This window comes from Corynebacterium sp. MSK041, assembly GCF_030232265.1.
GTDB lineage: Bacteria > Actinomycetota > Actinomycetes > Mycobacteriales > Mycobacteriaceae > Corynebacterium.
On sequence record NZ_JASPJK010000001.1, the window covers coordinates 436,534 to 447,518 of the forward strand.

Consider the following 10,985-nt stretch of genomic DNA (forward strand, 5'->3'; position numbering starts at 1 on the left):
GTAGGGGGTTACCGGCTGAGCGGCTCCACCGCCGCATCGGCTTGGTCAGGCACGAATGCGCGCAGGAGTGCTTCGGGGTTCTTTGTGGAGATGAGCCAGTACGGCGTGGGGTCCTCTGGGTCATCTAGGACGAGTAGTGCCAGCTCCTTCACCCATGCATGGTGGACTAAGTAAGCGGCGGGGTCGAGCTGCCGGCCGAGCGCATTTTGCTTCGCAGTCTTAGGAACGGCGAGGGAGCGGGAGACAACCGTGTTGGGCAAATTCGCATCGCCGACCACGAGCCATCGTGTTCCATCGGAGTCTTGCTCCACCTTCAACACGGTTGAGGACAAGTAGGTGAGGTACCACGCCAAGAGTGCGCCCACGATGAGGAATGTGGCGATCAAGTACACCAATGAGCGGTTGTGTCCGACCTGCGCTCCCATGAGTCCAGCAAAAGCAGCGGCCAATACCCACCACCACACGGGCACCCATTGGCGTTCGGAATAGAGCACGGTGCTCGTGGCCGGGTTCACAGTCGGTGCAGTGGTTGCGTTGGCTGACTCGTTGTTCTCACTCACGGCTCCTATGTTAGGCATCCTTCTCATGCTTGAACATTCTGTACCCGCGTTGCCCATGTGATCCCCGGCGCACTCGCGCGCAGAAGGTAGCGGGTGACGTAGTGTGGGGCGCGTGACAGATACGACGAATATTTCTGGACTTAGCAGTATCGGCCCGATTCCGCTGAAGCGGCTTGACCCTGATTTGCCGTTGCCACAGCGCGCGCATCGTGGTGATGCTGGGGTTGATCTTCATGCAACGGAAGACCTGACCCTTGCCCCGGGAGAGCGCAAGCTCGTGGGTACGGGTATTGCATTGGCTTTGCCGCTGGGCACTGTCGGTTTGGTTCATCCGCGTTCCGGTTTGGCTGCAAAGCATGGCGTGACCATTGTGAACACTCCTGGCACGATTGATGCGGATTATCGTGGTGAGATCAAGGTCTGCCTGCTGAACACGGACAGGGACACACCTTTTGAGGTAACGCGTGGCATGCGCATCGCCCAGCTGGTTGTTCAGCGCGTGGAATTGCCGGACTTCGTCGAGGTGGAGGACTTGGATGAGACGGAACGCGGTGCGGGCGGCTACGGCTCCACTGGTGTTCACTCTTTTTCCTAAGAGATCCCCATCCCTACACCCTTTCAACAACGACTAAAGCGAGGAAGATCATGGCACTGTGGCCATTTGGGAAGAAGAAGCAAGCAGAAGTATCCAATGAGGATCAGGCAGAAGCCAAGGAGCTTATCGACGTCGCACAGGAGTCCACCGACGCCCTAGACACCACTGACACTGAACCTTCTGTTGGTGTTGCTGATTCGAGTACGGATCCGGTGTCCATCCCACACGACGCGATTGGCGGGGAGTCCGGCCCATTTGATGGGGACAACGTGGATATCAATGACTTCGATTTCAGCGATGTCTCTGATGGTGTGTTGAACTTGGGCTCCATTGCGCTGCCGTTGCCAAAGAACTCCCAGGTGCAGGTGGAAATGGGGGAGAACGGCCCACGCATGTTGCATGTGGTGACGGAGTTTGGCCGGATGACTCCAGTGGCGTTCGCCGCACCGAACTCTGGCGGGATGTGGGAGGAGTCCTCCGACGAGATTGCCGAGGGGATGCGCGGTGAAGGCATGCCCGCCGAATTTGAAACCGGTCCGTGGGGCCGTGAGGTTGTTGGCAGTGGGGACAACGGCGTTATCCGCATCATCGGTGTGGAAGGCCCGCGTTGGCTCTACCGCATGACGCTGGCTGCCCCGCACGGCAAGGAAGACGATCTGGCAGAGTTGGCGCGCGGTGTTATCGCCCGCTCGTTCATTTACCGTGGCACCACCCCGGTTCTGGCGGGAAATTCTCTGCCGGTGGAAATCCCCGCCCCGTTGGCAGCGCAGTTGCAGCAGGCAATGGCGCAGCAGGCCCAGCAGGCACAACACCCGGAGAATGAGAACTAATGTCTGACCCTTCAGGGGACCTCACTCGTGGTGCCACGCTGACGTTGCGACCCCATGCGATGGCTCATGGCGGCGAGGCGGTTGCGTACGCACCTGATGGTCGCGTCGTCTTTATTGGTGGGGCCATTCCGGGTGACACTGTGAGCGTCACGCTTGATCGGGTGAAAAAGCGTTGGGCGCGGGCTGATGTAGTGGAGGTTCTTGAACCTTCCCCAGACCGTGTGGAGCATGCCTGCCCAGCTGCCGCTGCGGACGCGGGCTGCTGCGATTACTCGCACATCGCGCCGGCGGCACAACAGCGCTTCAAACGTGAGGTTCTCATCGGGCAGCTGGTTCACCATACCGAGTCCAGCCTGGTGCTTCGGGGCTTTGATCTTGCCATTGATCTTGAGGAAGAAACGCTTGAACCAACACTCGGTTGGCGCACGCGCACTCGCTTGGGGGTAGGCCAGGATGGTCGCGCCGGGGTACGCAAAGCCCGTAGCAATGACATCGTTGCGGATGTCGCGTGCACGCAGGTGGTCCCGGGAGCTTTGGATGGAATCGTCGGGCCAGGCGCGCGCACCTTCACGCCGGGAGCAGAACTTGTCGTGGTGATGGATTCCCACGGTCAGCGCCATGTTGTTGAAACCGCCAAGGCTCAGCGCGGGCGACGCATTGAGTGGATGGAAACGGTTATTGAAGGTGATATGGCCGTCACAGAAGTAGTGCCCGTGGAAGCCGGGGGACAGGTAGAAGACTTTGAATTTGTCTTCCCGCCAACCGCATTCTGGCAGGCACACAGTGCCGCGCCGGCAACGTACTCCCGTTACATCACCGATTGGGCAGCCGATGATTATGAGCGGCCAATTGGGTGGGATTTGTATGGCGGGGTGGGGGTGTTTGTGCCGTCGATAAGCAAAGCGATGGGTGGCCACCCACATATTGACAGTGTTGATTACTCGGTTGCCGCAACCCAAGAAAAGCAACAGTGCCTGTCAGGCTTTGATGTTACGGTGCATAGCCACCCAGTTGAAACAGGACTTATTGGTTTCGCGGATCCAGGCCTTGTCGTCCTCGACCCTCCCAGAACGGGTGCAGGTGCGCACGTTGTTGAAGATATTGCGCAGTACAACCCGCAGCGCGTAATTCATATTGGATGCGATCCAGCTACCTTTGCGCGAGACCTTGCTAGCTGGGGAAACAATGGGTATGTGGTTGAGCGGATGGCACTGGTGGATGCTTTCCCGATGACCCATCATTTTGAAGTTGTGTGCAGCCTGGTGCCCGCATAGGTTTGGCTGCAAAAACTTCCAAGGGTTCCGCCGAGGCAAACTCGGTGGCGTGTAAAGTTGTGCAGAACAAGCGGTGGCCGTAACAGCCTGCCGCTAAAGCAGAAACCAAGCGATGTGAAGGAGCAGCGAGGATACGTGAAAAAGCTTGAAGATCTATCGCTTCCCGCTGACGTGAAAGACATGTCAGTGGAGGAGCTCGAGCTTCTGGCTGATGACATCCGCGAGTTCCTCATCCAGAAAGTCTCAGCCACCGGCGGACACCTTGGGCCGAACCTCGGAGTGGTTGAGCTGACGCTTGCTCTGCATGCGGTGTTTGATTCGCCGAAAGATCCGATCATCTTCGATACATCGCATCAGTCGTATGTACACAAGATCCTCACTGGACGCGCAGATCAGTTTGACACCCTGCGTAAGAAAGATGGCCTCTCGGGCTACACCAGCCGGGCGGAATCAGAACATGATTGGACGGAATCCTCCCACGCGTCCGCAGCACTGTCTTATGCGGATGGCTTGTCCAAAGCGAAGGTGCTGCACGGTGAGGCTGATAGCCGCGTCGTCGCCGTTGTCGGCGATGGCGCCTTGACCGGTGGCATGTGCTGGGAAGCCCTGAACAACATTGCTGAAAGTGAACGCAATGTTGTCATCGTGGTCAATGACAACGGCCGTTCCTACTCCAAGACCATCGGTGGTTTTGCCCGTAACCTGGACAATATCCGCTCCCAGATTGCCTCCATCCGCATTCAGCCCGGTTATGACGAAGTGATGGAACAGGGCAAGCGCACCTTGAAGTCCATGGGCTGGGTTGGGGAGCGTGCTTTTGGTGCTTTCAAGGCCGTCAAGGACGGTATCAAGCACCAGGTTGTACCAACACAGATGTTCCAGGACTTGGGCCTAAAGTATGTTGGCCCGATTAATGGGCACGATATTGGTGCGCTGCTTGGTGCTTTCCGTTATGCCCAGCAACATGACGGTCCGCTGCTGCTTCACGTGGCTACGGAGAAGGGACATGGTTTTGCCCCGGCAGTTAATGACATTGCGGATCAGATGCACTCCACCGGTGTGATTGACCCGGTGACAGGCGAAGCGCTGGGTAAGTCACGTCCCGGTTGGACCGGTGTGTTTTCCGAAGAGCTTCTTCGTGCTGCCCATGAGCGCGCAGACATTGTTGCCTTGACCGCGGCGATGGCCGGCCCGACGGGTCTTGCCCCGTTTGCGGAGAAGTTCCCTTCCCGCTTCTTCGATGTGGGTATCGCAGAGCAGCATGCGGTGACCTCCGCGGCTGGTATGGCCCTCGGAGGACTGCACCCGGTGGTGGCTGTGTACTCCACTTTCTTGAACCGGGCCTTTGATCAGCTGCTCATGGATGTTGCGCTGATCAACCAGCCTGTCACCCTCGTGTTGGACCGCGCGGGTGTCACTGGCAGTGATGGTGCGAGCCACAACGGCGTGTGGGACATGGCGTTGACCTCCATTGTTCCGGGAATCCAGGTCGCTGCGCCGCGTGACGCTGATCGGTTGCGTGAGGAATTCCGCGAAGCCATTGCTGTGGACACCGGCCCAACGGTTGTGCGTTTCCCGAAGGGCGATGTCGGCCCGGGCATTGAAGCGGTGCGTCGCACGGCAGGAGGCATGGATATCCTCGTTGAGCCGACGGCCGACGCTGAGACTGATGCCACTGGTGAGGATGCTTCCGTGGATATCCTGCTGGTTGCTATTGGTGAATTCGCCGGCCGTGCCGTGGAGGCAGCAGAAGCCCTTAACGCGGACGGCTACAACATCACCGTCGTGGACCCTCGATGGATCATCCCCGTGAACCCGGAACTGGTGGACATGGCTGCGGAAGCAGACCTGGTGGTGGTCTATGAAGACGGCATCATCCGTGGCGGCGTCGGCTCGGCGCTGGGTGAGGTGCTGTCCACTGCTGAGGTGGACACCCCGTTGCGTCACCTCGCGTTCCCGGATGTATTCCCGGGACACGCGACACGTGATGAGCTGCTTGAGGATGTCGGCTTGGACGCTGCCTCCGCCCGTGAATCCATCCGTAGCTGGGTTCAGGGGCTCGCCGACCGGGACTAATCCGTTGTGGCGTTTACTGTGCTGTCGAGGTCCACGTTCGCATTGAACAAAGCAGCCGTGTGCTCAATCTGCCACGGACGCGCACCCAGATCAGCCAGGAGCGTAGCCACTGAATGAGTCTGGTTCACCACGTCACCTTCAGTGAGGGCCCACACGGCTTCCCGCAGGATGGCCGGGGTGAGGAGGACCTCCGGGGCGATGCTCATTTCAGCGGCGGTTTCTGCGATTGCCGCACGCATCGTCTGCAACGCTTCCCAGGACTCGGGATGATGGCGCTGCCACGTTGATTTTCCGGGGGAGCCACCCGTCGCACGTTGCTTCTGGGGCCAGGTGGCAGGGTCGGATGCGTAGGCTTCCTCCACCACGGTGAACCATTTACGGGTGGCGCCGCGGCGGCGACGCGGAAAGCCGTCGATACGCCCTAACTCACTTGGATGTGAGGGCTGCTCCTTCGCAATCGCAATGATGACTTTGTTAGGCAGAATCATCGTGGGGGAGACATCGCGGCGGGAGGCTTCTTCATCGCGTGCAGTCCACACTGCTTGCGCCACCGCGCGTGAACGTGGGCTGCGCAGTGCTGATGTGCCTTTGAGCATGGTCCACGTCCGCTCCTCCGCTGACCAGTGCGCAAACTCATCAACGATGTGGGAAAACTCCTGCTCCGCGGCATCTATCTTGCCTTGGAGCCCCAACAGTTCTGCTTGTGCATCTGCCAGATCTCCAAGGTAGTTCACGTCATCGGCGGCATAATCGAGCCAATCTTCAGGCAGCGGAACAGCAGACCAATTCTCGCGACCATGGCCCTTCTCAAGCTCGACACCACAAAATTCCAGGACCATGGCGCCGAGGTTTGGCTTGCTGTAGCCAGCAATACGTCCGGCCAGCGCCGTATCAAAAAGTCGTCCGGGGTGGAGGCCCAATTCAGCCAGGCTGGGCAGATCTTCGGGTGCAGCATGCACGATCCACTCAGCACCATTAACCACGGGGGCGAGTGCGCGCGTGAGTTCGGGGCGGTGTCCTTCCGGAGCGAACAAATAAGTGCCAGCACCACGACGATGGATTTGAACCAAAAACGCACGGTCGTCATAGCGATACGCAGAGGCACGCTCCGTATCGATAGCAAAAGGGCCACGCCCCGCCAAGAGGGCACTCGCCGCGCGTTCAAAGCCGTTTGGCGTATCGACGAGTTCGTAGCGGGCACACATACCCAACAGGATAGTTACCCCTGACTGCAGCGCGTTGTTGACCTAGCGGCGGTCGAGGCCAGCAACGCCTTCCGGCGGGAGACCTGCCACGTGAGCCAAAACCTTAGAAAAGGCCTCAACGTGGTGGGATAGGTCAGTGGTGGCGGCAGTCCAGGAGGCACGCATCTCAATCTGGTACGCGCGTGGTGGGCCACCAATGTCCCCGAAACGAACGGAAGCCGTGGACGTCACTGTGCCACCGAGGTCGGTGTACTCCGCGTTGGTTTCTTCCAGAGATTCACCCAGCCACTGCCATGCCACGTCCGGCAGGAGGGGATCGGAGGCAACGTCATCGTCCATGTCGGCCTGGATGTAGGCGACCAAACGCATGGAGCCTTCCCAGGTCTCCTCGCTGGAGGGGGAGTACAGCAGGATCAGACGGCCGAAGGCATCCCCCTGTGAATCGGTGGGGATGGGGCCACTCTCATCCATGCCAGCTACCTCAAGGCCAATGGCATGGCTGTACGGTGCTGGGCGCTGGGGCGGGCGGATTGTTCCCAGGCTAATTTCCGGTCGCAGTTGTGCGCGATGCATGGATTCGACTGCCTCGGTAAACTCCGCAGGAATTTTTGCGGATTCTTGGGAGGTTTGTGGCTCAGGAGCCGCGGCGAGCGTGGGTTGGTCCGAATGTGTCACGGGTTCCAAGCTATCCAGTGACTGCCAAAAATCTGTGGAGGCGCGCCGTTAGTCCTCGTATCGTGCTAGACATGAGAGGGATAGAACTTTCGATGGATAATCCCGTGAGGTAAGGAAGGATGCACCCCATGACACAGCCAGACCTTGAAAAACTCAACAGCACCCAGCGGTATGCCCAATGGGCGACTTTCCGCGTGATACCGGGGGCTCTAGGCGCTGATCGTGCAGAGGCTATCGCGGAGGCAAAGGCCTTCTTCGCTGATCTTGAGGCCGAAGGCAAAGTCGTTGTTCGCGGTATCTATGACATCTCCGGGATGCGCGCCGAAGCAGATGTGATGATCTGGTGGCACGCCGAGGAGTTCACGGACTTGCAGAAGGCCTACAACGAGTTCCGCCGCACCACGGCGTTCGGTGAGTGCTTGGAGGTGTTCTGGGTTGGTGTTGGCTTGCACCGCCCCGCGGAGTTCAACCGTGGTCACTTGCCAGCCTTCATTATGGGTGAGAAGCCGCAGGCTTGGATCACGGTCTACCCGTTCACCCGTTCCTACGACTGGTACATCATGGATCCAGACAAGCGCCGCCAGCTGCTCATTGAGCACGGCCGTGCCGCGGCTGGTTTTGAAGATGTTCGGGCGAACACGATGTCTGCTTTCGCGCTTGGTGATTATGAGTGGATGCTCGCCTTTGAAGCACCCACGCTGGAACGTATTTCCGATCTCATGCACAAGATGCGCTACACCGAAGCGCGTCTGCACGTGCGTGAGGAGCTGCCGTTCTTCTCCGGCCGACGAGTGGCAGACATTGCGGAGATCATCGAGGTCTTGCCTTAAATGTCAAGCCGAAGGTCTACTGCACCGGCTTTTCTTCCAGCGTCATGGCAATCGAGTTGATGCAGTAGCGCAGATCCGTTGGGGTGTTGTAGCCCTCGCCGGCAAAGACATGGCCCAAGTGGGAACCACACGTGGCACACAACACCTCAGTGCGCACCATGCCGTGGGAGGTGTCTTCGCGTTCGATGACCTTGTCACTGTCCGCAGGCGAGAAGAAGGACGGCCAGCCACAGTGTGATGGGAACTTCTCAGTGGAGCGGAACAGCTCCTCACCGCATGCACGGCAGTGGTATACGCCCTCGGTGGTGGTGTCGGTGTATTCGCCCACCCCTGGAGGTTCGGTGCCTGCTTGGCGCAGCACATGGAATTCCTCCGGGGTGAGCCGCTCACGCCACTGCTGTTCAGTCCAGTCGCTGTAGTTGTGCTGCGTCATGGAGTGGTGTCCTTCCGTCTTCTTTATCATCCGTGTTGTCCGAACCACCCGTTACTCGGTGCAGTGCCAAAGTAGCTGCCCACACTGCAGTGGCGATGATGAAGATCGCCCACCCGGCCGTAGGTAGGAACGTATTTGTCCAGCGACCGGCAACAGGATTGTCGTATACCACCCAACTCAACGGGGAGAGACACAAAATGATTCCCACCCAGGCGGTGGGGGTGTGGAAGACACTGGCAGCACGCGCCACCGTGAACACAGCAGGGAACAACATCATGGAGTAATACGCCTGTCCCAGGGAGGATAGAAGGCAGACTCCTGCCAGCAGCACAGCTGAGGTTGTGGCTGCCCACATCCATTCGTCGCTCCAGCGCCAGCGCGCCAAACCGATAACGGCCACGAGCACAGCCGCGGCAAAGAACAAGAACAGTGCGCCGTGGAGCCATGCCGGCATGCCAAAGTACACAGCCGCACCGGCCAGCGACGAGTTGGCGTAGTCCCTCGTGATGCCCAGGTAGGGGATCACCACATCGATGTAGTCGCGGGCACCGGGGGTCAATGGCCAAGCAATGGCGTTGAAGAGCACCGGCACCACACCCGCCGTGATCACCGCACCCCAGTTCATGCGCAGAAGTGGCAGGAGGATCAGTGGCGCGAACATCGGCTTGATCAGGATGCACAAGCCCAGCACCACACCAGCGGCCAGCGATGGACCACGCAGGAGGAAAGCCAGAAAAGCGACGAGCCCCAAAAGCAAGATGCCATTGATGTTGGAGAAGGTGAGAGTGTTGGTTACAGCTTCCGTGGCAAAGCCAAGTGCAATGGCGCCGGGGAAAATCGGGTGCTTCAATGTGAAACCGGACAAGCGGGTGAGCCACGCCAGAGCCACGAGGATCGCCAGCGCATTCGCCAGAATGAACAGCGGGCGGATAGTCTCCGTCGAACTGAACAATCCCAATGGCGACAACAACAAGGTCGCGCCAGGGTTGTACAGGTAGTGCGGGTCAACGGTGGCGTAGTTCTCGGAGTAGACCGGCACGCGCTCTACGAACCGGCGGGCTGCGGCCCACACGGTGGTGAAGTCGTCGGTGATGGTGCCGGGAAGCGCTAAAGCCACGATGCGGTGGATGAACAGGAACATGGCTACGGGCCACAAGGCGGCGTTAGCCACCACTTCCCACCTCGGGCCCCGGTTAAGGGCCGGTGCGGTCCATACAGTTCTCAGGGCATCAACGCGGGTACTCACCCCATTAACGTACTAAACGCCGCCTACGAGGTCTTCCGAACCCGCCGGTAACGCGTGAAAAGATAGTCCCCATCGGCCACGGCATCTTCCAAGGCGAAGCGTTCATCAATGTCGCCTGCCAGCCCAGCGGGCTCTCCGTTGGCGTGGGGGTCGAGGGTGAGATGGAGGACGTCGATAAGCGAATGCTTGAACATCTCCGCGTACAACGTCGGCCCGCCTTCGCACACGATGCGACCGAAGCCCCTTGCGCGAAGCTTATCGACGACTTCCGGCACCTCACCGCCTACCACCAACTCACATCCAGCAGTTTCTAGTGCTTTCCGGCGTGATGCGAGCGCCGGATCAACCAGCGACTCCTGTGGCGTCACGATGATCGGGGGAGTGCCACTGAACAACTTCGTGGTGGTGTCGAAGTTGAGGGAGCGCGACACCACCGCCATTCGTGTATCTGCTGGGCCGTAATCCTCCGCCTTGACGGTGCCGGAACCCACGAGGATCACATCGGCCCATTCGCGTAACCCCTGGAGCACCGCCGAATCCGTCTCGTTGCCCAACTCGCCTGACGTGCCACCGGTGGTGAAGGAGCCGAACAACGTCGTAATCGCAACCGCCCGGATCTCCTCTTGGGCGGATGTTGGACCGATGATCGTGTTGACCGTGTCCACGTGGTTCATTGGACCTCCATGGAGAGCTTCGTGCTATCTAGATCCGGAAAGGCTACAGGAATTACCTAAAACGCGGTGCGGACATTCTGTCACCGATCTGGGTCGCGACAGCTGATAGGAAAATCCCCCGGGCTGTCTTGGTGGCAGACAATCCCGGGGGAGAAGTGGAGCGGATGACGAGACTCGAACTCGCGACCCTCACCTTGGCAAGGTGATGCGCTACCAACTGCGCTACATCCGCATGCGAGCACTTAATGCTCGCATGGAAAGATCACTTTGTTGATCAATCCGTGGATCCGTGACGGATCCTTGTGCGCGATACTGGGATCGAACCAGTGACCCCTACCGTGTCGAGGTAGTGCTCTACCGCTGAGCTAATCGCGCGAACTATTCAGTTAAGAATATGGAGGTGGAAACGGGAATCGAACCCGTGTACAAGGTTTTGCAGACCTTTGCCTCACCACTCGGCCATTCCACCGCGGGCGATTGCCGCCTCTTTGACAGTACCAATGAGGTACTTGGAGCGGATGACGAGACTCGAACTCGCGACCCTCACCTTGGCAAGGTGATGCGCTACCAACTGCGCTACATCCGCA

General features: G+C 59.1%; 11 protein-coding genes and 4 tRNA genes. 5 read left to right on the plus strand and 10 right to left on the minus strand.

The genetic code is table 11. The features are described 5' to 3' along the window. Nucleotides 1-8 precede the first annotated feature (8 nt). A complete protein-coding gene (locus QP968_RS02170; protein ID WP_284854791.1) occupies nt 9-560 on the minus strand; it encodes a DUF3093 domain-containing protein in 552 nt (183 codons plus the stop codon). Nucleotides 561-672: 112 nt separating this feature from the next. Between QP968_RS02170 and dut the strand changes: the two genes are divergently transcribed. The 4 genes from dut to dxs all read left to right on the plus strand — a co-directional run bounded on the left by dut (nt 673) and on the right by dxs (nt 5,335). Continuing rightward, the gene (gene dut / locus QP968_RS02175; protein WP_284854792.1) at nt 673-1,155 is read left to right on the plus strand and encodes a dUTP diphosphatase; all 483 of its coding nucleotides are present in this window, start codon (nt 673-675) and stop codon (nt 1,153-1,155) included. A gap of 50 nt (nt 1,156-1,205) precedes the next feature. After that, nucleotides 1,206-1,985, plus strand: a complete 780-nt coding sequence (locus tag QP968_RS02180) for a DUF3710 domain-containing protein (RefSeq protein WP_284854793.1) — start codon at nt 1,206-1,208, stop codon at nt 1,983-1,985. After that, nucleotides 1,985-3,259 (plus strand): class I SAM-dependent RNA methyltransferase, encoded by a 1,275-nt coding sequence (locus QP968_RS02185; protein WP_284854794.1) that lies wholly within the window; start codon nt 1,985-1,987, stop codon nt 3,257-3,259. Before QP968_RS02180 ends, QP968_RS02185 begins: the two co-directional genes overlap by 1 nt. Before the next feature lie 135 nt (nt 3,260-3,394). Then, nucleotides 3,395-5,335, plus strand: coding sequence for a 1-deoxy-D-xylulose-5-phosphate synthase (gene dxs, locus QP968_RS02190; RefSeq protein ID WP_284854795.1), 1,941 nt, complete (start codon nt 3,395-3,397; stop codon nt 5,333-5,335). On the opposite strand, the gene QP968_RS02195 is transcribed toward dxs, so the two are convergent. Both QP968_RS02195 and QP968_RS02200 read right to left on the minus strand, forming a co-directional pair. Beyond that, complete coding sequence (locus tag QP968_RS02195; RefSeq protein WP_284854796.1) at nt 5,332-6,540, minus strand: HRDC domain-containing protein; 1,209 nt, start codon at nt 6,538-6,540, stop codon at nt 5,332-5,334. The two genes, dxs and QP968_RS02195, sit on opposite strands and share 4 nt — an antisense overlap. A 42-nt stretch (nt 6,541-6,582) precedes the next feature. Then, nucleotides 6,583-7,146: a DUF3000 domain-containing protein gene (locus QP968_RS02200; protein ID WP_502870014.1), complete on the minus strand. Its 564-nt coding sequence runs from the start codon at nt 7,144-7,146 to the stop codon at nt 6,583-6,585. A 197-nt stretch (nt 7,147-7,343) separates the two neighbouring features. On the opposite strand from QP968_RS02200, the gene hemQ reads away from it, so the two are divergent. Further along, a complete protein-coding gene (gene hemQ, locus QP968_RS02205; RefSeq protein WP_284854798.1) occupies nt 7,344-8,045 on the plus strand; it encodes a hydrogen peroxide-dependent heme synthase in 702 nt (233 codons plus the stop codon). Between the two features lie 16 nt (nt 8,046-8,061). Here the strand turns inward: hemQ and msrB are convergent, their stop codons facing one another. The 7 genes from msrB to QP968_RS02240 form a co-directional block, all read right to left on the minus strand. Further along, nucleotides 8,062-8,478 (minus strand): peptide-methionine (R)-S-oxide reductase MsrB, encoded by a 417-nt coding sequence (gene msrB / locus QP968_RS02210; RefSeq protein WP_284854799.1) that lies wholly within the window; start codon nt 8,476-8,478, stop codon nt 8,062-8,064. Next, on the minus strand, nt 8,447-9,649 hold the full coding sequence (locus tag QP968_RS02215) for a glycosyltransferase family 87 protein (RefSeq protein WP_284854800.1): 1,203 nt from the start codon (nt 9,647-9,649) through the stop codon (nt 8,447-8,449). Before QP968_RS02215 ends, msrB begins: the two co-directional genes overlap by 32 nt. 98 nt (nt 9,650-9,747) lie before the next feature. Beyond that, the gene (locus QP968_RS02220) at nt 9,748-10,398 is read right to left on the minus strand and encodes a dihydrofolate reductase family protein (RefSeq protein WP_284854801.1); all 651 of its coding nucleotides are present in this window, start codon (nt 10,396-10,398) and stop codon (nt 9,748-9,750) included. A gap of 156 nt (nt 10,399-10,554) precedes the next feature. Continuing rightward, nucleotides 10,555-10,630: transfer RNA gene (locus QP968_RS02225), tRNA-Gly, on the minus strand. Nucleotides 10,631-10,701: 71 nt separating this feature from the next. After that, nucleotides 10,702-10,773, minus strand: a tRNA-Val gene (locus QP968_RS02230). 20 nt (nt 10,774-10,793) lie between these two features. Further along, a tRNA-Cys gene (locus tag QP968_RS02235) sits at nt 10,794-10,867 on the minus strand. 41 nt (nt 10,868-10,908) lie between these two features. Further along, nucleotides 10,909-10,984, minus strand: a tRNA-Gly gene (locus QP968_RS02240). Between the last annotated feature and the right edge of the window lies 1 nt (nt 10,985).